The 25410-nt window shown below is 41.8% G+C and carries 23 protein-coding genes and 1 tRNA gene; 9 read left to right on the forward strand and 15 right to left on the reverse strand.

The window, feature by feature from the left end; genetic code table 11:
• Positions 1-7: 7 nt before the first annotated feature.
• Positions 8-98, reverse strand: a tRNA-Ser gene (locus tag L1286_RS10905).
• Between the two features lie 262 nt (positions 99-360).
• Here L1286_RS10905 and L1286_RS10910 point away from each other — a divergent pair.
• Genes L1286_RS10910 through L1286_RS10930 form a run of 5 tightly spaced genes read left to right on the forward strand, consistent with a single transcriptional unit; the run spans position 361 to position 2395 of the window.
• Positions 361-1029, forward strand: coding sequence for a Bax inhibitor-1/YccA family protein (locus tag L1286_RS10910; RefSeq protein WP_235407057.1), 669 nt, complete (start codon positions 361-363; stop codon positions 1027-1029).
• Positions 1030-1083: 54 nt separating this feature from the next.
• Positions 1084-1437, forward strand: coding sequence for a sulfurtransferase complex subunit TusD (tusD, locus tag L1286_RS10915; RefSeq protein ID WP_235407059.1), 354 nt, complete (start codon positions 1084-1086; stop codon positions 1435-1437).
• Positions 1434-1793 (forward strand): sulfurtransferase complex subunit TusC, encoded by a 360-nt coding sequence (tusC, locus tag L1286_RS10920; RefSeq protein ID WP_235407060.1) that lies wholly within the window; start codon positions 1434-1436, stop codon positions 1791-1793. Before tusD ends, tusC begins: the two co-directional genes overlap by 4 nt.
• The gene (locus L1286_RS10925) at positions 1790-2062 is read left to right on the forward strand and encodes a DsrH/TusB family sulfur metabolism protein (RefSeq protein ID WP_235407062.1); all 273 of its coding nucleotides are present in this window, start codon (positions 1790-1792) and stop codon (positions 2060-2062) included. Before tusC ends, L1286_RS10925 begins: the two co-directional genes overlap by 4 nt.
• 3 nt (positions 2063-2065) lie before the next feature.
• Entirely contained in the window at positions 2066-2395 is a 330-nt protein-coding gene (locus L1286_RS10930; protein ID WP_235407064.1) for a TusE/DsrC/DsvC family sulfur relay protein, read from the forward strand.
• 38 nt (positions 2396-2433) lie between these two features.
• On the opposite strand, the gene L1286_RS10935 is transcribed toward L1286_RS10930, so the two are convergent.
• The 7 genes from L1286_RS10935 to L1286_RS10965 form a co-directional block, all read right to left on the reverse strand.
• On the reverse strand, positions 2434-4101 hold the full coding sequence (locus tag L1286_RS10935; RefSeq protein ID WP_235407066.1) for a hypothetical protein: 1668 nt from the start codon (positions 4099-4101) through the stop codon (positions 2434-2436).
• 814 nt (positions 4102-4915) lie between these two features.
• Positions 4916-5305, reverse strand: a complete 390-nt coding sequence (locus L1286_RS10940; RefSeq protein ID WP_235407067.1) for a hypothetical protein — start codon at positions 5303-5305, stop codon at positions 4916-4918.
• A 98-nt stretch (positions 5306-5403) separates the two neighbouring features.
• Entirely contained in the window at positions 5404-8088 is a 2685-nt protein-coding gene (locus tag L1286_RS10945; protein WP_235407069.1) for an ATP-binding protein, read from the reverse strand.
• Positions 8089-8120: 32 nt separating this feature from the next.
• The gene (locus L1286_RS10950; RefSeq protein ID WP_235407071.1) at positions 8121-10352 is read right to left on the reverse strand and encodes a TonB-dependent receptor; all 2232 of its coding nucleotides are present in this window, start codon (positions 10350-10352) and stop codon (positions 8121-8123) included.
• Between the two features lie 113 nt (positions 10353-10465).
• On the reverse strand, positions 10466-12712 hold the full coding sequence (locus tag L1286_RS10955) for an NAD(P)-binding protein (protein ID WP_235407073.1): 2247 nt from the start codon (positions 12710-12712) through the stop codon (positions 10466-10468).
• 16 nt (positions 12713-12728) lie between these two features.
• Positions 12729-13688: an acetoacetate decarboxylase gene (locus L1286_RS10960; protein WP_235407075.1), complete on the reverse strand. Its 960-nt coding sequence runs from the start codon at positions 13686-13688 to the stop codon at positions 12729-12731.
• A 24-nt stretch (positions 13689-13712) separates the two neighbouring features.
• Positions 13713-14324: a hypothetical protein gene (locus tag L1286_RS10965; protein ID WP_235407077.1), complete on the reverse strand. Its 612-nt coding sequence runs from the start codon at positions 14322-14324 to the stop codon at positions 13713-13715.
• Between the two features lie 300 nt (positions 14325-14624).
• Between L1286_RS10965 and L1286_RS10970 the strand changes: the two genes are divergently transcribed.
• Positions 14625-15464: a TIGR02285 family protein gene (locus L1286_RS10970; protein WP_235407079.1), complete on the forward strand. Its 840-nt coding sequence runs from the start codon at positions 14625-14627 to the stop codon at positions 15462-15464.
• Positions 15465-15501: 37 nt separating this feature from the next.
• Here L1286_RS10970 and ttcA read toward each other — a convergent pair whose 3' ends face one another.
• From ttcA to seqA, 7 genes are all read right to left on the reverse strand, one after another.
• Positions 15502-16395: a tRNA 2-thiocytidine(32) synthetase TtcA gene (gene ttcA, locus L1286_RS10975; RefSeq protein ID WP_235407080.1), complete on the reverse strand. Its 894-nt coding sequence runs from the start codon at positions 16393-16395 to the stop codon at positions 15502-15504.
• Positions 16396-16599: 204 nt separating this feature from the next.
• Positions 16600-18162 carry a dihydrolipoyllysine-residue acetyltransferase gene (locus L1286_RS10980; protein ID WP_235407082.1) on the reverse strand — a complete coding sequence of 521 codons (1563 nt, stop codon included), beginning with the start codon at positions 18160-18162 and terminating at the stop codon, positions 16600-16602.
• A 9-nt stretch (positions 18163-18171) separates the two neighbouring features.
• The gene (locus L1286_RS10985; RefSeq protein WP_235407084.1) at positions 18172-19149 is read right to left on the reverse strand and encodes an alpha-ketoacid dehydrogenase subunit beta; all 978 of its coding nucleotides are present in this window, start codon (positions 19147-19149) and stop codon (positions 18172-18174) included.
• Positions 19149-20366, reverse strand: coding sequence for a thiamine pyrophosphate-dependent dehydrogenase E1 component subunit alpha (locus L1286_RS10990; protein ID WP_235407086.1), 1218 nt, complete (start codon positions 20364-20366; stop codon positions 19149-19151). Before L1286_RS10990 ends, L1286_RS10985 begins: the two co-directional genes overlap by 1 nt.
• 245 nt (positions 20367-20611) lie before the next feature.
• Positions 20612-21643 (reverse strand): succinylglutamate desuccinylase, encoded by a 1032-nt coding sequence (astE, locus tag L1286_RS10995; RefSeq protein WP_235407087.1) that lies wholly within the window; start codon positions 21641-21643, stop codon positions 20612-20614.
• A gap of 69 nt (positions 21644-21712) precedes the next feature.
• Complete coding sequence (pgm, locus tag L1286_RS11000; RefSeq protein ID WP_235407089.1) at positions 21713-23350, reverse strand: phosphoglucomutase (alpha-D-glucose-1,6-bisphosphate-dependent); 1638 nt, start codon at positions 23348-23350, stop codon at positions 21713-21715.
• Between the two features lie 9 nt (positions 23351-23359).
• Positions 23360-23911: a replication initiation negative regulator SeqA gene (seqA, locus tag L1286_RS11005; protein ID WP_235407092.1), complete on the reverse strand. Its 552-nt coding sequence runs from the start codon at positions 23909-23911 to the stop codon at positions 23360-23362.
• 126 nt (positions 23912-24037) lie between these two features.
• On the opposite strand from seqA, the gene L1286_RS11010 reads away from it, so the two are divergent.
• From L1286_RS11010 to ybfE, 3 genes are all read left to right on the forward strand, one after another.
• Entirely contained in the window at positions 24038-24811 is a 774-nt protein-coding gene (locus tag L1286_RS11010) for an alpha/beta fold hydrolase (protein WP_235407094.1), read from the forward strand.
• A gap of 88 nt (positions 24812-24899) precedes the next feature.
• Positions 24900-25121 (forward strand): DUF2788 domain-containing protein, encoded by a 222-nt coding sequence (locus L1286_RS11015; protein ID WP_023399386.1) that lies wholly within the window; start codon positions 24900-24902, stop codon positions 25119-25121.
• A complete protein-coding gene (ybfE, locus tag L1286_RS11020) occupies positions 25121-25399 on the forward strand; it encodes a LexA regulated protein (protein ID WP_023399385.1) in 279 nt (92 codons plus the stop codon). The genes L1286_RS11015 and ybfE overlap by 1 nt, the downstream gene beginning before the upstream one ends.
• Positions 25400-25410 lie beyond the last annotated feature (11 nt).

Consider the following 25410-nt stretch of genomic DNA (forward strand, 5'->3'; position numbering starts at 1 on the left):
ATTGTAGTGGCGGAGAGATAGGGATTTGAACCCTAGATACGCTATTAACGTATGCCGGTTTTCAAGACCGGTGCTTTCAACCACTCAGCCATCTCTCCGCAGCGGTGCGAATAATAGGGAAAGCGATCATGAATGTGAAGCTTTTTTTTTGCTTTTTTTACTGTTTGGCTAATTTTCAGCACTTTTGCTGCTAATTCCTGCAAACATGCCTATTTTTTTGCCAATTATTTGTAATTGTAGAACTATTTATCGCTTTTTATGGTCTACTATTCGAGAAAGGTTTGCTCAACTAATTAACTCTTGGTAATCTTTGGTAAGATTAATTTTCGGAACATCGTGTTTCTATTAAGGAGCTATAATATGGCGTTCAATCATTCGTACACTACTGAAAAAGCGGTAATGTCAACGACTGAAACTAACAAGGTGCTAAAAAGTACTTATTTTCTTTTAGCGATGACTTTGGCGTTTAGTGCCATCACTGCTGCAATCTCAATGACAATGGCGCTGCCTCGTTTTACAGGCATGATTTGTTCACTTGTTGCAATGGGTTTAATTTTTGTCATTCACAAAAAAGCGAATTCATCATCAGCGATTGGCCTGGTTTTCCTGTTTACTGGTATTTTAGGTTTTGGCTTAGGCCCGCTGCTCAACTCATACTTAAACTTACCTAATGGCGGCCTATTGATCGCACAGGCACTGGGTTCAACGGCTCTAATCTTCTTTGGGTTGTCAGCATATGCACTTACCACCAAAAAAGATTTCTCTTTCATGGGCGGTTTTTTAACAATTGGCATTTTAGTTACTTTTGGGGTGTCTATCGTGAATATCTTTATCGGTAGCCCAATGGTTTTCATCGCGATTAACGCCGTATTTGTGCTGCTGATGTCTGCAATGATATTGTTCGAAACAAGCCGCATCGTGAATGGTGGTGAGACTAACTACATACTGGCGACTGTTGGACTTTACGTTGCAATTTATAACTTGTTCACGTCATTGCTAATGTTGCTTGGCATGTCAAATGATGACTAATTGATTCATTCTGATAAAATAAGCCCCATCTGGGGCTTTTTTTATGGGTTTCTTTTGAGCCAGTTTATTATTTCGTTGCATTGTGGTCCAGATGCACACGACTCTTTACAATGTATGAACCGATTTGTGCAAGCCGCACTCAAACAGAATCATACGATTAAGTGCATTTTTCTGTATCAAAATGCGGTTCAACATGCGAGCCAACATATCCAGCTTGCAAGCGATGAATTACAACTAAACACGATTTGGCAAAATTTGGCCGAACAAGGCATTGCTTTAAAACTATGCGTCACCGCAGCTGAAAAGCGAGGGATCAATATTCAAGATACTGGCATTTTCACCGTTGCAGGACTTGCGGAATTTGCAATGGAAACGTGTAAAGCCGACAAGTGGATACAATTCAAATGAGTAAGAAAATTCTTGTTATCAGTGACGCAGCCCCATTTGATGGGCAACGAATTAGGGAGTGTTTAGATATGGCGCTTATTTTTGCCGCCATAGATCAGGAAGTAAGTTGGCTGTTTACAGGAGCTTCGGTACTCGCATTGACGGGTCAGAATAATCCGGGCGCTATAGACATTAAAGATTTTATTAAGCAACTCAAAACATTAGAAATATATGATATTGATAGCGTGTTTATTTGCAAAGACGCGATGCAAAACTACCGCCTTAGCGCTGAACATTTAAATGTGGATGCCACCGCTTTATCTTACTCTGCTCAGCAAGCGCTCATTGGCAAACAGGATTATGTGGTGAAACTATGAGTATCACAATTCATATTTTTTCGAGACCATTAGATTATTATGGACGCGGCTTTAACACCGCACTGGTTGGTAAAAATGACAAAGTACTGCTTCAACAGGATGCTTGCTATGATCATGCGCAGTTTGCAGACGTCTTCACAGACAATCTCTATATGTTAGAGACCTGCTCAATTGCGAGAGGGATTACGGCCACGGCTTCGGTTAAGCTGATTGACGATTTAACTTGGGTAGACCTAATTGCAACCAGCGATAAATCAATTACTTGGTAAATTATGTTAGTAATAGACAATAAAACAATAGAAACAGATAAAGAAGGTTATTTATTAAACCACCTAGATTGGTGCGAGGACCTCGCGCCAATTATCGCCGCAAATGAAAACATTACGTTAACCGATGCTCATTGGGAAGTCATTAAGTTTGTTCGAAGCTTTTATGAAGAGTATGGGACCAGTCCTGCCATTCGCATGCTGGTGAAAGCCATTGCCAAAAAACTAGGTGAGGACAAAGGAAAAAGTATCTATTTATATAAGCTCTTTCCAAAAGGGCCTGCTAAGCAAGCAACTAAAATTGCTGGCCTACCTAAACCAGCAAAATGTATCTAACTGCACAATAAAAAAGAAGGCCCAAGCCTTCTTTTTTATTATTCATCTGCAGGCCAACTAAAAGGGACATCCGGTACTTTAAGTCCTCTGGCAAGAATCGACTCTGCCACAGTGAGTGTTGGATCAGTAGGTGCCCATAAATCATTGTTGAATGACATGGCTGCATCTTCTTGCGATATATCTCCAAGCGCACCGCTCACATCAATATCGAATACAAAGCTGCCGGTTCCGTCATAATCGCAATTATTTGTGGGTGCGTATTCAATATTAGCACGATGCTCTGTTCCCAAATATGTACTGGTACTGCTGTCATATTCAAAAAACTGTCTTTGCGTATACGCTTGTAAGGTATGGTCATTACCAGGCCCTGCCCAATTACAAATAAACCCTTGGATTAAACCATTGGTTTGATCGATATCGGTGCCATAGCCAAAATGTGCTTCTCCATTCTCAAGCGTTGCATCATTAAAACCAATATTTAAAATGCGGCTATGTGAGTCATTCACGCCAGCTTGCCAAACATAAGCGTAATCACCTGCCAAACTCGTCAAATCAAAGTCGGCGCCAAAGATAGCAAAATTTTCACTCCAACCATCTGGGTTATCCGTCGAATGATACTTGTTTTGCACATTAACTTGTTGGTCGCTATTGAAGGCGCCACTCACCGAATGACCGCATAAGGTCGCAGTCCTTGCCTGAAGGGACATTTGTTGGTCTGCACGCTCATACGCCAGTGAACCAACCAAAGTACGTTGATTCTGAGAACAGTTTCCACCCGGGAATTCAATTCCCAACACACCAACTTCTCCTTCAACAGAATAATTGAGTAAACCCGCGTAATTCGATCTATCTCCGCCAGGCGTGTGTGTCATGGTCAGGTCGATATCATAGCGACTGCCGCCCACAGTATATTCTAAGGTAATATTGTATTGCCAAATACCGGAAGTAAGGCTAATAGATGCTGTGCTAAAGTTTACGTTAGCCAAACCTTTACTATTCATTTGAGTCGTGAGGTCAACAGAAGCTCCCTCCTCGGGCAAGCCAGAGCCATCATCGATTGCTGCTGAAACCATACTTGCTAAGGTCATCAGTGCCATTCTAGAGCGCTCTTTTGTTCCATCCAGTAGCGCATTGGTTTGCGCCACGGCACAAGCGTTCCCATCACTTTCACTTGCAAGCCACAAACCTAAATCACCTGAAGGAAGAGTACCAGAGTTAGTTGCTGGATCTGCTGAATTCGGATGCCCTTGATACACAACTTGGGGACCAAAACAGTCTGCATTTTTGCCGATTCTGTAGAACGACTGTATTCTAAACACATCTAGTAAAGGTGTTTCTCCATCAAGCAATGCATCAATTCTCCGTGTCGCCCAAAAATAAGTAGGTGACGCCGGGCCCCTAGACATATAAATGCGTTCTTGTTCATCGCTGCTGTCCCCGAAAGGCGACGCCACAACCATTGATTTGGGGAAGAATAAACCTCTATCAGTTACAATGGGTTCTTGCGTATCTCCACTTTGGTCTCCTGATGAATCATTATTCGTTCCACTATTTTGACCATTGCTTTGGGAATTCGAATCATCCGTCGGGGTTTGTTGGGTAGAGTCTTGATCTGTAGCCGTTGCCTGTTGTACATTTTCGTCGCCATCTGAGGACGAGCAACCTACTATAAGAGACGCCATAAGTACTGGAATATATGATTTCATGTCTGCATACCTCGTTTGTCTAACCTGTAACTAAGTTAATTCAAATACGACTGCCAGACAAAATTACGCCGTTTACAAGTGTGATTAAGTGTTTAAATAACACCTACTTTAGGATTGCTTTTTTAACTAATACCGAAACACCATAAAGTGAATATAAATTCACTTATTTCGAAACTAAATTCACAAACTCGATAACCTGCGGAATTTTTTTGAATTATCTCTGCATGTAAAATTTTAGTACAATCCAACAGGTTCAATACAATTTATTACATTTATCATTGAACTTTTTTGGATTCGCTGCTGGATTTACCCAGCTTTATGACGTGCTATCTTGCTATACTGATTGGCGCAGCACTTTTTCGTGGACCCGTCGTAAAAAAGGAGAAAGCCCCTTTAAACTGAATAAAAGTAAACCAATAGTGGCAAGTTAAGCTGTGATAAGAAGCTTAAGGCGTTTTTCAGTTGTTGTAGTGAAGTTCACATGATCGTACTCTTCTCAGTACAGTACCAAACGCAGCGGACTATCAGTATGATTCTTTACAGGTATAAAATGACAGAGCCCCGTCGCTGCAAGTCCAGAACCTTCCTTTTCCTTGCAAAACAACCTTCCCTCCCATCGCTATGCTTGCTAGCCGTTTTGATGCGATATTGCAGATAAAAGAGACGTGTATAAGATAAGTACAGCCATATTGTGAACTTGATAAAAATAAAAAGAGGCCATTTTAGAGGTAAAAGAAGGCCCAATATTTGGCCCTGTCTTTCATTAGGGTGGGATAACAGCCTCTAAGAAAACGACGGTAATGAATTAAAAAAGTTATTCGACCCGCTTCCAAACCTCGTATTCAATAAATTTGCCATCTTCAACCAGTTTGTGGTGCCATAAGCTATCTTTGACTTCGAAAGTAAACGCCATTTTCCTTCCGATTAAGCTTTCTACATTGCCTAATGTCACCGTCTCAATAAAGTAGTTGTCTTTAACAATGTAAGTGCCCCCTCCTGCATAGTGAAACTTATTATCACTACTCGTAATGTAGCTAAAATGAGTCTTATTAATTATTTTTGTGGATGTTACATGTGGCGAAGCAGCATGCACCCTCCCCTCTGGAGTTGCATACTCTCCTTTTACAAATTCCCATGTACCAACTAAAGGATTAGCCATTAAGTTAGTAGAAATACAAGCGGCAATCAAAGCCAAAAATCGCATGTTATTGTCCTTACTATTGTTATTTAAGGTACTCGCCAGTATATGTTGATGTACCGTATTACAACAATGCAAAACGTCCTAACATGCAGATTTTTCAGCTACACGGCTTGGTCGCAGTCAGACTCTTTAATTACCTGTGCAATCAGCTCAAATAGCCTGTTCAAAGCCCTTTCAACGTCGAGAAAGTTCTCTTGTTTCAGTAGTTGGTCTATTTGTGTCACTGTCTGATAGATCTCATGACAATCAAACATAGCTGACGTGCCCTTTAGCGCATGAATGGACTTCCCTAGCCCTTCATAGTCTTTGTATTTAAGCTGGTTTTGCAGTTGAACTAACTGCTCATGAAGGCCGTCAATATACTGCATCTTAAGCTGCTTGAACTCTGCATCAGGCAAGCTTAACTCTTCATCAACAGTGATATTCAAATAATGAGATATTTTCTGCGCAAATCTCGTCCTGTCTATAGGCTTCGCTAAATGATCAGTAAAACCGAGCTTGATGTAACGTTCAACCTCATGGCTCATGGTGTTCGCAGTTAACGCGATAACAGGTGCTGTACAGCCCGTAGCTTGAATAAAGTTAAATGCTTGCTCACCATCCATTACGGGCATTTGAATATCCATTAGAATCAGATCAAACTCGTTGTCTAAGACGGCCTGCACCGCCAATTGACCATTTTCTACTGCAGTAACATTTAGACCCATCCGTTCTAGTATTCTGGTTATGAGACGGCAGTTATCACTATGATCTTCTGCCAGCAACACCTCTCCTTTTAAGTCTTTAGATTCTACTTCTTCGGCCAATTGTTGGCTGATATCATTTGAGTGATGAATTTCATCGAAGGAGTTTACCCACGTAGTGCGCTCAGTTGTGAACAAGCTCAAAGATAAAGTAAATGAGGTACCCGAGCCCACTTCACTTTCTACCTCAATATCACCATCAAGTTTTTGCGCTAAGCTTTTAGAGATGTTCAAACCAAGACCTGTTCCACCATACTTACGGGTTGTAGAAGAGTCTGCTTGATAAAATGCGCTGAACAGTTCCTTTTGCTCTTCAGATGTCATGCCGATCCCAGTGTCTTTAACACAAATGTGCAGCCGGTCCCCCTGACAACTCACTTCGATTGATATTTTACCCACAGAGGTAAATTTGAGCGCGTTCGACGTTAAATTAAGTAGTATTTGTCTGAGCCTCGTAGGATCAATCACGACGTAATCAGGTAATGGGAATTGATAATTTAATTCAAACTCTAACCCTTTATCTCGAATTTGTTTACCGAGAAGAGATTCTACGTGTGCAATAGATTGAAATAAATTTGCTTCAATCAGTTCTACTTCCAACCTATTTGCCTCTATTTTGGACATATCCAAAATATCGTTGATCAATCCTAGTACGTGCCTAGAGTTTTGCAAAATGACCGTAATAGCATGGTTGCGCTCATGAGGTTTGATATCCCCAAGAATAATGCCATCTGCATAGCCAATTATTGAGGTCATCGGCGTTCGTATTTCGTGACTCATATTCGCAAGGAAACGGCTTTTCGCCTCACTGGCATCTCTAAGTTCAGACGCTAATTGCTCCAGTTCATACGTCCGTTTGAGTACTTTTGCCTCTAGGTTTTTATTAAGCTCAATGTTTTCTTCGCTGGTTAATCGGACTTTATCTGCCACAGCAAACGCCAAGAACATCGCGTCCAGTGCAACCCCAATGAGGCCAAGCAAATAAAGATTAACAGCAATAGGTGGCAATAAGCCTAAATTGGTAAAGTTGCCTATCATATTAGGGACTGCCATACAGACATAGGCGAGGATAAAATATCTAGCCGGCTTAAACCCTTCCAGAATTCTAAGAACACCAATATACAGCCCCAAGCACAATGCCACACCAGTGGACAAGGTTGCCCACAGGAAGCCAAAACCAGGGAACAATATACTAAATGGCGTACCTATTGCGGCCACTACACCAACCCATATAGACGCCGAAGATAAATTCGGGTGTGTTTCCTTAAGTTTTAGCAAACAATTGTAAAACAGCGCGTTACTTATTGGGGAAAGCGTGAAACCGAGCCAATGTAGATGCGGAGAATAAAAGCCAAATAATTGGTCCGATATATGGAAAAAATGGCTCCATGCAAACACCATCGTCGCCGCAAAAATAGCGTAGTAAAGGTGGGTTAAGTCTTTCGAGCCGATGTAAATTAACAGGTTGTAGAGCCCTAGTACAATACCGACACTGAAACAAAGTATCATGATCAAATTATCGATCACCACTTGCTTTTTGAAGTCAGGTACAGGCACCAGTTCAAGTTTTATTGGTGTATAAAAGAAGTCACTTTCAAATAACGTAACAATATAATACTTTTCGTTGGGATTGAGCTTAACGGTATTGCCGTAATGAAAAGCAAATTCATTCTGCACCATTCCGCCAGTATAATACCTCTCTACCGATGATTTAGAGTAAATCCGTGTTTCTATGTTGGACAAAACGGTGTTGTAAGGATATAGCACGAGCTCTTCGTACATAGACGTATTAACAATTTCAGTGACAAGCCAATATCGCCCAGAAAACAACGCCCTTTCTGTTTGGGGCTCCAAACTGTTAGCCCAAGCTTGCACGCTCTCAAAAGAATCTGGAAAGCGCATATCGTCTTTAGAAGCTAACACCAAACCCTTGTCATGCAAATTAATGCCTTTCTCAATACCGTTAAAAACATACTCCGTACTTTGAACATGCGCTGAAAACAGTACAACAATTGAGAACAAGATATATTTAATCAAGTGCATTAAAACACCTAAAATGAGCTTGTAGAGCTCGTTTAAAAGTTATAAGTAACATCCAATCCAATTCTCTGTCCTTCTCCCTTAAAGTCTTCTAACATGCCAAGGAACGAACTTAAATCAAACTTTAGATGGCTATACTCTTTGTCAAATAGGTTTTTTGCCCACACGCCTACTTGCCAATCGGCATATTGGTATGAGACATTAGCTCGCCATAGCGCATAACTACCCTGATATGCATACGGGTTTTGATTTTGATCGAAATAATAATCAGACTGAAAGTCCATACCTAATACTGCATCTAGTTCACCACCATTGATACTCATAGAATAAGACAACTCAGCCGCAATATTCCACTCTGATGTAAAGGGTAATCGATTGTCCGTCAGCTTATTACCCAGAGGGTCTGTAAACTCCTCAAAGTTTGCTTCTGGGATATACCCTAACGCTAGACGGCTAGAGAGTGTGTTGCTAATAGTGTAGTCAAGTTCAAGCTCCGCGCCATAAATCATAGACTCCCCCACATTTTCTAATAACTGTAATGGGGGGGCACCTGGTGTAGACGCAGCTTGGTTCATAAAAACTTGCTGATCTTGATAGTCATAATAAAATAAAGCCGCGGACAAAAAGTAGTCCGAACCACTTAATTTCAGCCCCAACTCATGAGACATCGTCTCCTCTGGTCCATAATCCGCTAGTTGAGCTTGCTCTGGAGATGAGAGTAATCCCCCATTGTACCCGCCACTCTTACTCCCATTAGCGAGTGAATAGTAAATTAGTATATGTTCTCTAGGTGTATAGTTCCAAGCAACTTTACCCGAAATGCCATCGTCTTCAACTTTACCTACCACAGTATAAAAAGGGATAATACTGCCAGCTAGATTCGCTGGGTTAGTCACGACATTTAGCCGAGAGATCGAGTCGTACTCTACCGATTCATCAGAGTAACGTAGCCCAAATGTCAACATATGCTTCTCAGAGAGTTGCCATTCATACTGAGAAAAAAGCGCGATAGAGTTAGTAATGATCTCATTGTCGTAGAAGAATGTCGTCGTTAATTGCGGTGCTAAAATGCCACGAAAATCGCGTAAGATATCATTATAATTATTTTGATAGATACGCTCTTCCAGTTGGAATACTCCTATCGTTATGTGGTCTTCATCAAATGCAGCTTGGTATCTCAATTCGTTTGAAATTAATTCGCTTTTTAGGCCTAATTCACCTTCGCATAGCCTTGCAGGGCTGCCATCACAATTAAAAGCATGGTCTCTATCAAGGCGGTTAAAACCATTCAAATAGGTTACATTGGCATTGTCGCTCGGCTGCCACTGTAGCTCGATACCCCACCCTTTATAAATGCTCAAATGTGGAGAGTCATTGTTGACGCTCACCGCCCAAAAGTCATCATTACCATCATTAAAACCAAAGCTATCGACGCATCCTATTTTACCGGCTTCAGCAGGTGTACAACGCACTTGATTAACCGGATCTTTAAAGATACCAATGTTACCTACTGGCTGCACTATGCCATCCCAGTGCCCATAATACCCTTTAACAAAGGCGCTCCATTTGTCCCATTCACCCAGGTAACTCAATCGCAAGTCACTTTGTTTGAGGCCAGCCTCAGGCGCGGACTCAAACAGATTGTAACTTGTGTATTCATAGTCTGTGTGGCTAAACGCGAACCTAATTGCGCTCTCGTCGTTTAGGCGACTATTATAAGCGCCTTGGGCACGTTTCCATGCATCACTACCAATTCCGAATTTGATATAGCCATAATCACCATCATCTGGCCGCTTTGTCCGAACGAGTAACGCCCCTCCGGTACTATTTCTGCCAAATAGTGTGCCTTGTGGCCCTTTCAACACTTCTACTTGCTCAATATCAAACAAGTTCGCAATTTGGTTATTTGCAGATCCAACACTGTGGCCGTCGACGTACATTGCAATTGGCGACGTGTTCGCTGTGTTATAGTCAAGCAGTCCAATACCGCGAATATTTATTGCAGGAGGTGTGCCTTCAGCAGCATTTTGGCTTATCTTAAGGTTTGCAACGAAAACCCCAAGCTCAGTCACGTCTTTAACGCCTTGGCTTTCTATTTGTTTGGCACCAATCGTAGAAATGGATACACTGACATCTTCAATATTTTGTTTACGCTTTTGAGCGTATACCTCGATTGTTTCCATCGAGTCCGAGTCAGCAGACAGACCTATGGATGGGTTAACGAATAGTAGGGATATAGATATTGATAAGGCAGAGAGTTTAAACATGTCCGTTCTCGTTTGTATTAGCGGTGTTCACTTTGCTCACTTGAGTATAGTCCAAAAGAAAAGACCTCCAATAAAATTGCAGGCCTTTTCTGTTACTTAACCTCTATTTTCGCTTAAGTTCCGTCTGGCTCAAAGCCATTTTCACCACTTATTTCTTCTGGTAGACCGCAAATTGCTCGCGAAGTTTGCATCCCTGCCATCACTGCGGCTTCAACACAACCGGCATTCACCCCTGTTTTAATCCAGTCTCCAGTAATATATAAGTTTTTAAATAGTGTCCCGTCTGTGGCAAGGCGGAAATCACTGCTACCAGTCACCGACAATACATATCTTTCGCTAGGATCGACATTGACCCGCCAATACTGAGTATCAAAGCGGACTGCCGTTGCAGACGCGTGAGGGTCATAAACCACATCCCAAATAAATCGGCCGACAGAGTCATACGCCAAAGGCCAAAGAGGCTGCATTTCACTTTCCAGTTTTTCGACTGCATTCGACTTTACTTTTGCCGTTTGTTCAGATGGGAATGTATGTTCACTACTGGGCGGATAATAATCACACGTAAACGCGCTGCAAAAATACGCAATATTGCAGGGCTTATCATTTGGCCAGTCTTCAACGTCAAGTAAATTAGACATAGCAGCCCAAGTATCAAATGGCTGTGAAAAAGCGCTTAAAATTGGTCGCTCTTCACTCGGTGGCGTATAACTAAAGCCAAGCTGTTCGTCCGTTTTGTTAAGCCATACTTGAAATGCTTGTGTTGCCACCGTTTTAATTTGCGTACTTTGCTGTTTAAATCCGTAGTCTAGGGCTAGTAATTCAGGACATAAATGCGCCAATGACCCCACCGAAATACCAAAGACAACTTTATCAAAATCACGCATTCTTTTGAGCGTTTTTCTCGGTAATGGGCGCTGATAGTGCTGTTCATAAATTTCAGGCCAATCCGTCCAAAAAGACTCAAGATTCACATTATGTTGTTGTAACAAAGCCACTTGCTCAGGTTCGATGTATTCGAAGTTTGGCTTAGCTGGCCAACATGGCAGCCCTTTTACATCAACAAATGGGTGGTAATGCCCATCCTTAAGTGCAACTTGTTCTATGACGGATATTTCTTCAACCACATAATCGCCATGCTCATCTTGTCCCGGCTTTAATGACTCAATTTGGTTAAAAAATTCAAACTTTACGCCGCGCTGACTCAGTAATTCATAGATTGGAGAGAAGATGATATCCCCCATGCCTGCTTGCATCTTCCACATGACACCGCCTTTATAGCACAGCATAATCCTCAGCATCGCCAACGAAGCCACGCCAGCTTCTACATCTCCGTTCTCAAAATCACCATCAACGTATCCAAAGACTAAATCATAGAACCCTCTAACAGGCGCTGATTCTACCGCATATTCTTTGTCTGCACCGTTTCTGGCAAGCCAGTACTTAAAGTCATATTGATTTAAAACACCAAATCCATTTGCATGCACTCTGTCACGTATCATGCCGACAGTCATCGCTATTGCCAAATCGGCACAAATATAGGCTCTTCTGACAGCGGGGTTTTCGTCAATCAAGTCTAGTGCCTCGCTGCGTAACCAGCGCTTTAATTTTCTTACAATATACCAAGTGACAAGTCTGTCTTTTGAATTCGACAGCTTTTTGTCCTTTGCTCTTAGGCTCATTAATTCATGTAATTGCGATATCAGCAACTTAGGTGTGGACAAGATATCCTGAGCTTCATCAACAGCACTGTCGAAGAACGACTTCACTTTATCTTCCACAGTATCAACAGCATCAGAAATTTCGCTTGCAAGATGCTGTAACAAACTTCTATCTCGGCTTTTACGAGTTTGAAGCGCGACTTGCCTGTGAGACGCCTCAATGGCCTCTTCAAGTTCATCAATCCACTTATGCAACCAAGCAACAACAAGCTCAATTAATTGCCAAAAGTGCAGATCTAAAGTCCCATCAGCAGGGTTGCCTTCGATCAGTGGAAAGTCAACGGGCCATGTTTCCCACTCATTTTCAATATATTCTTGCAAAACGACAAAGCTATGTGGTTTAAGTGCTTGCTGCCAAGTGTGAATGGGTATACTGCTTGGACGGTTTAATTCATTATATACTGTCTCAATTGCCCGAAATGAATTGACGTAGGCACCAAACCATACATGTAAGCCATGCTCCTCGATTCGTTCACCATATTTAGCATTTCGGCCACTCGCCCCTTTTCCTCCTAATCGCCAGCCCAACTGATATACCGTAATGTCATATAAGTCCTGCCAGTTTTCTTTCTCGGTAAGGTAAACTGCAGCTGTCATAGCCGACACTCCCCCTCCGAGGATCGCGATATTTTGTTTCGTCATGTCAATTCCTTAACGCCTACAAGTCGGCAGTTACAATTTCTTTAGCACCGTCTTGATCAAAGTCCATGCACAAGAAGTAAGGCAGCTTTGCAAACTGCTCACCCACCTTTATACCGAACATCTCTTCCAACGGGAAAGCATCAACCTGATTAAACGTGACTTTATATTCATCTTTTAAAAAGCCGAGTTTATGTATTTTTTTGACCGTCGACGGCGAGTGAACAACAGCACTATATACACTATTTTCTGCATAGCCATCTGGAAACTGTTTGAATAGGATCTGTGCAAGTTGAGGGTTCGAAAAACCTGTAAAGAGTTGTTTGAAGAAATCGATGCCAACCCCAAGGTCGTGAACGCTACTATGGATAAGTTCGGCAACCTCTTTTCCGATTTCTATGGCCTCTTCAAACCAAGTGTCGTCATCTGCAACCCTTTCGATCGAAAGTAGTTCATACCAAGCCATTTTTTTGTCTGCTTGAAATGGTTGAAACGTTTCTAAGCTCAACGAAAAGTAATCTGCACGATGCTGACTTGTTGGCATCTGGTATTTGCACAGATATTTGTTGTAACCCCACGTTTCTCTCCCATTTACCAGCGCATTAATATTATTGACCGTAATAAACGCAGGATACCAGTACAGATGCGTCATCTTATTTTCTTGTTTGCTAATTTGTGCGATCGGCAACCAGACAATAATATCCGTTTCTTGCATATAACCGTAATTGCTAAACGGTGGGACTTTAGAGGCAATGTTTTCAATGTCAGTAAAAGTTAAGAGACAATACGAAGATAGAGCTCTAAATGCAGTACTTTCGCTTGGTACTGAATTGAGAGTTAAATCGACGTAGTTTTGAATTGTTTCTAGCTCCCCTTTGACAAAAAAGCCATACATCATGGCATTGAGCATTCTGCATGGCGGCTTTGCAATCGGGTTACCGGGATAGTGTCGATAAGGAATACGAGGCTGATCTGACATACATAACTCCTTCTACTTTATGATTTACATAGTCAATTCTAGTCCACTTTTTATTCTCCGGTTGGCTAATTTTAACTTAATTGCTTGTGAGATATTCTGCTGACATATACTTGTATAATGGTGATAGGCTTCAGCAGAAAAGTTTTGTGACAGTGCATTCATAAAACCGTGCTGATACCTCGTTCTAAAACATTGAACCCCATTCACATCTGATAGGTGCGCGATTACTGGCTTGACATCAAAGTGGCTTTCTTCATACGGAAAGTAGATATCTACATCGCACTTGGGGTGTAACTGTAAGTGGTTGCGTATTTGACTAGGATAAAAAGCAATCAGCTTAGTTGCGCTTTTTATTGGCATCGCAGAAAGCGCTCGCCAGCTCGCCACTGCGCCGGCTGAAAAGCCAATTATCAAATCTGGCTGCTTACTTGAGATAGCCTCTACCACTTTTTCGACATACTTGTCATGTCCTGAGGTTTCTAAAAACTGCTCGTATGCAGACGATTCATCTCTATCGAGGTGCCCTTGACGGAAAGGGTAAGGTGAACAGATAGCGGTACTGCCATCGAGTTCATTAACAAAGCCTTCGAGGCTTTTTGTTTGACCGAATATATCACTCACTACAAGCGTAATCATAGCGTTTCTCTTATTATTGAAATTTACTTGATACGCCAACCCTGTATTTTACCCTAAGCGTTAAATTAAAACACTTTATACTCACATTAAAGCAAGACCAATCCTTGAACAAAGTCTATTGGCCACCGCACTTATTCCCACAAAAAGGTTGGTGTACAAACTCAAATGTAGCAAAAACAATAAAATTGTAAAATTAATTACAAATCCAAATTTCATAATTTAACGTAAGTAAGGTAGTCTAGGTTGGAAATTACACCGTTTTTGCTAAGCTTTATTGATAAGAAAATAAGAGAGTTAAGCGTGCGCAAAACATTATTTTTGTTATTAATGCTAATTGGGCCTGCTAAAGCCAAGTCTATTGACTGGATCATCACTGATTTCCCTCCATATTACATGATCAGTGACGATCTAGAAGGAACAGGTCGGGACGAGTTAGTGATCAATTTACTTCACAGTCACTTACCCGACTACAGTGAAAACAAAATATTCTTTCCTGCCAGCCGGGCCATTCGAGCGTTAAGTGATAAAAGAAAAACATATTGCATGTTGTCTCTTTACAAAACCAGAGAACGGCAAAAATTTATGCACTTTAGTGACAGCTATGCAACGGTGGGCCTATCCCCTACTCTGGCGATTTCGAATAAAACGCTCGCCGCGTTGAACAAACAGCAACTTGAAACTGTGAGTTTAAAACAATTTATTGAAAAACATAATTTAGTGCTAGGCGTGGCGATGCAACGCTCTTATGGCAGTGTGTTAGATGACATCATTAAATCTCTCCCTAAAGAGCAAGTACTTACAAGGCCAGGGCAAGATGCGTTGGAGAGCTTGACTAACATGCTCATTAAAAAGCGAGTAGACGCGGTCATCGGATATCCGAGTGAACACCATTACATACATAAACTTACCCATACCAAAGCTGAGTTATCACAACTGCTGCTTGATGACATATCACCACTGGCATATGGGTATGTAGGGTGTACAAAAAACGAAAACGGTAAGGAGATTATTGGTGTGATAAATGAAACCATACCTGTATTGACCAACTCACAAGCTTTTAAAAGCATCATGGTCAAGTGGCTGCCAAACTATTTAGAAACTAAACTAGATAACTTACTGAAAGGCAAAGTAAGTTCATAAATCAGATACGCGAAAATACGTATCTGATTCAGAATTTTTAGATGTTTGTCACATCAATAAATAAAGACTCATCAATGTTGGTTGACGACACCGTCGCTTCACTAAACTGATATTCGTCTCTTTGTGCTTCCCTATCTATTGGTAGATTTTCAAAATCAAATAGATTTGTATCAGCTAGTTGGCTTGGGCTCACATTTTGCAGTGATTTAAAAATACTGTCTACACGACCTGGCGTCTTGCTATCCCATTCAATCAACATCGCTTTAATATTTTGCCTTTGCAGATTTTCTTGAGAGCCACACAAATTACAAGGAATAATTGGAAATTGCTTGTGCTCTGCATACTTAATAAGATCTTTCTCACGGCAATATGTTAATGGTCTTATGACTACATTTCGTCCATCATCTGAGCGCAATTTAGGTGGCATGGCCTTTAACCTTGAACCATGGAACATGTTTAAAAACATCGTTTCAACGATGTCATCCATATGGTGGCCAAGCGCCAGTTTTGTCGCGCCAATTTTTTCAGCAAAAGAATACAAAGTGCCGCGGCGTAATCTTGAACATAAGCCACAAGTCGTTTTACCTTCAGGTACTTTCTCTCTAACCACTGAGTACGTATCTTTATCCACAATATAATAAGGGATATCTAAACTCTCAAAGTACTCAGGCAATATATGTTCAGGAAAGCCTGGTTGCTTTTGGTCTAGGTTAACAGCGACAACATCAAATTTAATCGGTGCAGCTTTTTGCAAGTTCAGCAATATATCAAGCATGGCAAAAGAGTCTTTACCACCACTTATGCAAGCCATTACAACATCACCTTCTTCGATCATATTGTAGTCTTTAATTGCATTCCCCACGTTTCTACGTAGTTTCTTTTGCAACTTATTAAATTCTAGTACTTCTTTTCTATCGTCTTTCTGATTCATTACGACTTCTCAAGGGCCCACAAAACGGTTTATTTAATTGCTACGGGTAAAAAAATTCAGGGTGAGCATTATACGGACTTTTACAACCAGTTGGAATATATCCTTGTAGATAAACTATGGCGACTAGGGTTGTTTCTATATAAAAGCAAAACGCCCCCAAAACAAGGGTTTTGGAGGCGTGTAAAGGACCTTTACAATCTAGATTTAGCGCATCGCCATCATCATTTTTGCAGGCTCTTCTAAGTACGATTTCCAAAGGTTATTGAATCGCGCAATGGTGCCGCCATCAATCACTCTATGGTCTCCTGACCAGCTTACTTGCATTATAGAACGTGAAACCACATTACCTGTCGCATCAAAACGTGGTAAATGCTGTAATTTGCCCAAAGCAACAATTGCCACTTCAGGTTTATTAATGATTGGCGTTGCAGTCGTACCGCCGATTGCACCGATATTGGATATCGAAATTGTGCCACCTTTCAGTGCATCAGGTGATACACGCCCTTCTCTTGCCGCATCTGTTAACTGTGTAACAGCTTCAGCTACATCTACTATCGACTTATTCTGACAACCCTTGATATTAGGCACCAATAAGCCCAATTTGCTATCTACGGCCATCCCAATATTGTGGTCATCGAAATAAGTAATTTCTGTACAGTCATCATTGACTTGCGAGTTTAGAATCGGGAACTCTTTTATTGCTAAAGACAGCGCCTTAATGAAGAATGGCATCATTGTTAGCTTAATACCTTGCTTCGCATACTGCTCTTTTAATGACAACCTCAGCGCAATCAGTTCTGTTAAGTCAATTTCGTCACTGTAGGTAAAGTGTGGAATAGTCGAGACCGAAGCAACCATCTGCTTAGCCATCGCAGCTTTCATACCTCGAATTGGTTCCACACGCGTGCCACCAGAGCGATTAACACTAGATTCTGGTGCAGAGACTTTCTCAGGCGAGGATAACACTGGTGCAGGTGCTTGACCGCCTTTCAGATAACTTTCCAAGTCTTCCTTATAAACACGACCATTTTTACCACTGCCCTGAACGAGACAAATATCAATATCCATTTCACGGGCACGTCTTCTTACTGCAGGAGACGCCACGGCTTTCCCAGAAACGGGCTTGCCATTTACCGGTGCAGGTTGAGGCTTATGGATCTCTAGCTGTGCTTCTACTGACTGAGACTGTTCACTGCCAGCCCCCCCATTGCCCGCAATGCGAACCTGGAATAACGGGCTATGAACTTGCGCAATGTCGCCCTTTTGATAGTAGAGCTTTTCAACTACGCCGTCGTACTTAGCTGGGATCTGAACCAGTGCTTTGTCTGTCATAACGTCACACACAGCCTGATCTTCTTTGATCTCTTGCCCTTCAGTTACTAGCCATTCAACAATTTCACACTCGACAATACCCTCACCGATGTCCGGTAAGATAAAGTCTTCAAGGTGCGAACCCGTTGCAGGTGCCTGAACAGTTGTATTTGCGCTTTCACTACTATTTATATCAGTGGCTTGTGACGCAGACTCGCCTGCGACATCCATCGCAAATAAAGGTTCATGCACTTTGGCAATATCCCCTTTTGCATAGTGTAGTTGAGTAATCACACCATCATGGACAGCTGGAATTTGTACAAGCGCTTTGTCCGTCATCACATCACAAATCGGCTGATCTTCTTTTACAGTATCGCCAACCGCAACCAACCACTCTACGACTTCACATTCTACGATGCCTTCGCCGATATCTGGTAAAATAAATTCTTTAGACATGACTTATCCTTAAAATTCCACTGACTTTTTAATCGCTTCAAACACTTTCAGTGCATCAGGCACATATTCTTTTTCAAGCGCTAATGGATAAGGTGTATCGAGTCCACACACACGCTCAATCGGTGACTCAAGATGCAGGAAACACTCTTTTTGGATTGTCGCCGCAATCTCAGCACCAAAACCATTTGTAATGGGTGCCTCATGGCTAATAACCAAACGTCCTGTTTTGGTTACTGACTTTATCAGTGTCTCTGCATCCCAAGGTAAAATTGAGCGCAAGTCGATTAGCTCACAGCTAATGCCTGCTTCTTCAGCTTTTTGAGCGGCTTGTTCAATAATTTCCATCTGCGCACCCCAGGCAAGTACAGTGACATCTGAGCCTGCTTTGACGACTTCAGCCGTACCTATTTCAATACTGTAATCTTCTTCTGGTACTTCGCCTACTGACGCGCGATAAAGTCGTTTAGGCTCAAAGAAAATCACTGGGTTGTCGTCTTTAATACACGCTCTTAATAGGCCCTTAGCCTGATACGGGTTACGAGGAACAACCAGTTTTAAGCCTGGTGTATGTGCAAAATAAGCTTCGGGTGACTGAGAGTGGTATAAACCACCTGCAATACCACCACCATATGGTGTGCGGATTGTTAAGTTACCGACATTAAATTCGTTACCTGAGCGGTAGCGGAATTTGGCTGACTCATTAACGATTTGGTCGAAAGCAGGGAAGATATAATCTGCAAATTGAATTTCAGCAAGTGCCGGCGCACCAAATGCAGCTAACCCGTTAGCAAAACCAAGTATGCCCTGTTCTGTTAAGGGGGTGTTGAAAACACGGTGCTTACCATACTTTTCTTGAAGCCCAGAAGTGGCCCGAAATACACCGCCAAAGTAACCGACATCTTCACCAAAGATACAAGCTTGCGGGTGTTCAGCCATACTGATATCAAGCGCCGAGTTAATGGCGTGTAACATATTCATTTTAGCCATTATTTAATTCTCCCTGCAGTTACTGGATAAGCGTCCGGATATTTTTTAATGTGCGCTTTTAGTTCTTCATATTGCTGTTTTAGCGCCGGAATTGGCGTGTCGTATACGTCAGAAACAAGTTCTTCTAATGCAGGCTTTTGTACCTTCTCGGCCACTTTTAGCGCAGCTAAGATCTCTTCTCTGATCTTGTCTTTGATAGCTTCGTCTTCATTTTCATCTAGCCAACCTTGTTTTAGTAACCAAGTTTTAAATCTTTCAACAGGGCAGCTATTTTTAAATTCAGCTTCTTCATCTTTTGTACGATAGCCCGACGGATCGTCTGATGTAGAATGGGCACCTAAGCGATAAGCAATAGACTCAATCAGTACCGGTTCGCCTGTTGTCACGGCAATTTCACGAGCTTTTTTAGTGGCCTCGTATACCGCGAGTGTATCCGCGCCATCCACACGGATAGTTTTAATACCATAACCTACGCCACGAGATGCAATGCCATCCCCTTTGAACTGCTCATCAGCAGGCGTAGAAATCGCATATCCGTTGTTACGGGCAAAGAAGATCACAGGTGCTTTGTGCACAGCTGCCATATTCAGGCCAGCATGGAAGTCCCCTTCAGAAGCGGCGCCTTCACCAAAATAACAGATCGTGACGTTGTCTATTTCTGAACTCAGTTCTCCCGAGGCTTTGTCGATATGCTTAAGCTTTTGCCCGTAAGCATACCCTGTCGCCTGCGGAATTTGCGTGCCTAATGGAGAAGAAATTGTTAAATAATGAAGTTCATTAGAACCATAATGAACTGGCATTTGACGACCTTTACCCAAGTCTTTTTCATTTGAAAAAAGCTGGTTCATAAATTGTTCTAACGTGAAACCACGATAGTGTAATGCCGCTTGCTCACGATATTGAGCCATGATCATGTCATCTTGTTTTAATGCCGCAGCACTTGCTGTAATTGCGGCTTCTTCGCCCAAACACTGCATGTAAAAACTGATACGGCCTTGGCGCTGTGCAGCTTGCATACGTTCATCCAACAAGCGGATAAATCTCATTGTGCTATATATCTTAAGCGCAGTTTCTTTATCTAGTTCTGGTGCTGCCGCACCGTCTAAGATATCTCCTTGTTCACTCAAGATTTTTAATGTTGGAATATTAAGCGCATGGCCATCGATGAATTCGAGTGCATGGCTTATATTTAACGATATGTTATTGGGGTTAGTCATAACCTACCTTCTCTTGTTGTCATCGCCAATTTGCAATACTTGCAGTCAATAGCATCGACATAAAGCCCGCGAATAGAGTTTTGAATAATTAGTGCGGTAAATGCAAATTACTTAAATTAAAGCTTTTGCCACTTTACGTTAACGTAAACGGTTATTCAACTAATCCTAGATGAATAACCGATAATTTGCATTTTTATTCTGGAAAGATTTCGATACGGTTATGAAAGAGCTTTTATTTCAGTAAGTTAAATGAAATCCTCGTTTACTTCCATAGGAATTACGGTTAACAATGCACGCTGGCCAAGGGCAACTTTAGCATTTGGGAAGATGATTGCTTCTCCTTCAACATCAGCAAAAACCTGTGTTTCACCATCAGTGGCTAATAATTCACCTTTAGCAAAACCGGTGAAATTTACAGCACTGTCGGGGAATGGGAAAGAAAAGTCTTCACATGTGCGGTTTATTGTTCTATGTACTGTAAATAGCTCGAAGTCACCTGCATCAAAATCCTTATAATTAACACTTTCTTGGCTAATTAATGCAGTCAATGTTTGCTTTGTCGCTTCAAAACTCGCCATATTATTCTCACCAAATGGCTTAACCTGACCAAGCTCCACGGTAAACGCATCTGCGCCAAATTGCTTTGACGAAAAATAGCTGAACGTCGTTGCTGCGGCGCTCATCATTAAGACGGTATTGACACCACAGGACAGCAAGAACTGAAGTTGCGACTTTTTCCAAGGCTTACCATGCAAGAACGGGTAAACAGCGAACTTTTCGTTTTTGGAGCCTCGTATAGCGGTATGTAAGTCATAATGAGCTCGGTATCTTCCTTCTTCAACACTTGTAAAAAAGGCACGTACATATGATTCTAACTTAGCAGCTCTAACTTGCTCTGGGTTGTCTGAGCGGTTTTCATGGGCGCCATTAAACAGACGATTTAGATTTTCATCCACAAAACGATGACCAATATTAATCGACTTAGGATTGCCATAAATAAATAATACACGCTGTTTTAATTCAAGTTTACCTTGAATAATCTGTTGAATAAGCGCATCACAAATTTCAATGGGTGCGGTCTCATTACCATGCACAGCACTGGACAACACAATGTCTTTCGTGGTCTTACAACATGGTGTGAACTCAATAACACCAGTGTCGATTACTTTAACCTCTGTCCCATTTGCCAAAGTAAACTGACTTGGCTCAAGTGAAAATTCATTTTCACGAGTAATGGTTAAAAAGTCCCCTGTGGTTTTTAATGTATCAAGGTACATACTGTCACCTTATGAGAGAAGAAAAAAGAAAAGGCCATTAAATTAATGGCCTTTAAGAATTGTACGACATTAACTAATCACACTATCTACCAGTGCTTTCGCTGCATTCTCAAGCTCAGCTAAATGTGCTTCGCCTTTGAAAGATTCTAGATAAATCTTGTAAATATCTTCCGTGCCCGATGGTCTTGCCGCAAACCAGCCTGACTCAGTCACGACTTTCAGCCCACCAATCGCTGCACCGTTTCCAGGCGCATGTGTTAAAATATCTGTAATTTGGTCACCCGCTAGCGTTGTTACTTTCACATCATCAACACTCAGCGCTTTTAATCGCGCTTTTTGAGAGCCTGTGGCAGGCGCATCAATTCGCTTATAACTTGGTGCACCGAACTGTTGTTCTAATTCCCGATAGCGCTCTGACGGTGTTTTTCCTGTCACCGCTAAAATTTCTGCCGCCAACAGCCCTAGAATAAAACCGTCTTTGTCAGTGTTCCAAACATCGCCATTCATCCTAAGGAAAGAGGCACCTGCACTCTCTTCACCACCAAATGCAAGCCATTTATCACTGAGCCCCTCGACGAACCATTTAAAACCAACAGGGACTTCGTAAACTTCATGACCGAGTTGGGTGACGACTTTATCAATCATGCCGCTAGACACTAGAGTCTTCCCAACCTTGACGTCTTTTGACCAGTCACGATGTTGAAGTAAATAGTCAATCGCGACAGCAAGAAAATGATTCGGGTTCATCAAACCATCTTTGGTTACAATGCCATGACGATCGTAATCTGGGTCATTCCCTATTCCAATGTCATAGTCATCTTTCAACGCAATCAGGTTTGCCATTGCAAATGGCGAAGAACAATCCATTCGAATTTTGCCATCTTTATCTAATGGCATAAATGCAAAGCGGGGATCTACTTCGTCATTCACAACAGTCATATTGAGATTATAGCGTTTCGCAATCACGGGCCAGAAATTAATCCCTGAACCACCTAGCGGATCGATGCCAATGTTAACACCGGCTTTAGCAATTGCGTCTAAATCAATCACATTAGCTAGATCTTCAACATAAGGGGTAATCAAATCTTCATATTTAATAAAGCCCGAACGTTTGGCTTTGGCATATGGAAACAGCTCCACTTCTACCAAGTCTTCACGCAATAACTGGTTTGCTCGTTGCTCTATCCAGTTCGTGACTTCAGTGTCCGCTGGACCACCATTTGGCGGGTTGTACTTAAAACCGCCGTCTTCGGGCGGGTTGTGTGATGGCGTCACAACTATGCCGTCAGCCAATTCCTGTGGGTGAGTTCTATTGTGGCAAACAATCGCATGGCTAATAACCGGGGTCGGTGTAAAGTCATCTCCTTCTTGGGTAATCACTTGCACTTCATTGGCAACAAGCACTTCTATAGCAGAATTAAAAGCGGCCTCTGAAAGCGCATGGGTGTCTTTACCCAAGAAAAGCGGTCCAAAAATATTGTTCGCTTTTCGGTAATCACAAATCGCCTGTGTAATCGCCAATATATGTGATTCATTAAACTTCACATTATACGAGCATCCACGATGGCCAGAGGTGCCAAAAGCAACACATTGCTCTGGGTTGACTTCGAGATCAGGCTCATTCAAATAATATGCCGAAACCAGCTTCGGAATATTCGCGAGCTGGGATTTGGGAGCTGGTTTGCCTGCGTTTGGATGGTTTGCCATCACATTTCCTTATAGGTAGTCTCTAATGGTTTCTGCTTGCTGCTGAGTGTAGCCTAGATTAAGCGCTACTTCGTGCAGCATCATCTTCTTGCGCGTGGTATTTGAATTGGTCATGACCCAATATTCACTGTCCGTGATATTTTTTGGGTTCATACTGCTCCCACTTTCAAGTAACGCTTCTTTGCTTTTGGCAAAGTAGATTCTGTCTCTACCCTTAATATCAAGTACTCGATTGAATTGGGCTTTGTGAGTTCTATGAAACGCAGCCAGAATGAATAAAAACCTGCCCACAACGCCCTTTTGCATTGCGAGTTCTTCTTTATTCAAAATATTAAACACATTGGCTGTTTCTTTAACGGGTTCTGGCACTTCCTCCACAGCTTCCGCTGACTGAGGTTGCTCAACTGCTTTTTCAACTTCGTTTGAAGCTTTAACTGAATCGCCTTGGGAAGGCTCTAATTCTAATAAACGACGCAGGATCTGTGAGGCGCTCTCACCAATACTCTGCGTATTGCTTGCAATGTATTGATATAGCTCGTCATCTATTTCTATTGTTTTCATGCTTGTCCTGTCATTTTGTACATATACCGCATCTGCGAGAGATTATATCTAAATTTATCATATTCCTCTACGGCTTTGATTTTTGAATTAACACTGGCAAAATAGCCGCGCAAACTTGGAGGTTGTATGTTACTCAATTTTAAACAAAGTGGTTTAGACCCAAATAATGCCAAAACTGTGATCTTGATTCACGGCTTATTTGGCTCACTAGAGAACCTAAATGTTATCGCTAGGGCACTGGAGCCAAGCTTTCATGTCATCAACGTCGACTTACGAAATCATGGCCGCTCCTTTAAAGGAGACAAAATGAGCTATGATGTGATGGCTGCAGATATTTTAGCGTTAATCGATCATCTTGGCTTGCACAATGTCAACCTTGTTGGTCACTCAATGGGAGGCAAAGTCGCCATGCAGGTTGCAATGATGGATGAACAGAAAGTTGAAAAGCTGATTGTTCTGGACATTGCCCCCGTAAACTATCACCCCAGGCATGACACAATTATCGCGGCGTTAAACCAAGTGAGCCAGCAAACACCCGCGAGCCGAGCCGATGCAGATAAAATACTGTCGGGTTACATTGAAGAGCTAGGGGTCAGACAGTTTTTATTAAAAAGCCTCGCCAAAAACTCTCAGGGTATACTGGAGTGGCGTTTTAACCTATCGGTTATCGAAGAAAATTATTCTAAGATTATCGCTAACATAGATACACCTCGTACCTGTTTGTGTGATACGCTCTTTATCAAAGGAAATAATTCCGATTATATTCTACCAGAGCATAGAGAGGCGATTGTCGGCGCTTTCTCCAAAGCAAAAGCTAAGATCATCCAAGGTGCTGGTCATTGGCTACATGCTGAAAAGCCAGAAGCTGTCAATCGTTCAATTATTGATTTTATTCAATAATTGTCAGAGATTTTTATGCGGGGCTGCTTAATTTATTGTAGATAGATATGCTATAGTAGCCGCCGTTTAAGGTTTTAGTAGTGCAAAGATGATCAGTCAATACATAAATGAGTTTGAAACTCTTGGTTTTTACTTTGCTCTCGCATGTATATTCTTTCTTATTGGAATGGCGATACAGGACGTTCTAAAGAAGGGTGACGTGCCTAAATTTGGTCGATACATCGTCTGGCTGGTGTTGTTTTTAGGTTGTTCAGGTTTCATAGCCAAAGGTGTCATCCAAGTGTTTTGGCAAGGTGCGGGTGTTGGTTAATGGCCAAGTCTGAATTAGATAGAACAACTATCGACTTATTTGAAAATGAAAAGCGCCCTGGTCGGCCCAAAACAAATCCCTTACCGAGGGAGATGCAGCTTAAGATCAACAAGCGCAATCAAATTAAAAGAGATAGAGCAAGAGGGTTAAAGCGCGTAGAGTTCAAAGTTTCTTCAGAACTTTACCAAGCGTTGAGTGATATGGCTGAAGAACAAAATATCAGCCGTAGTGCACTAATAGAAACCATCTTGCAAGAGAAATTAGCGATTAATAGATAAAGGTAAGTAAT

This window comes from Pseudoalteromonas sp. SMS1 (genome assembly GCF_021530565.1).
Classification (GTDB): Bacteria; Pseudomonadota; Gammaproteobacteria; order Enterobacterales; family Alteromonadaceae; genus Pseudoalteromonas.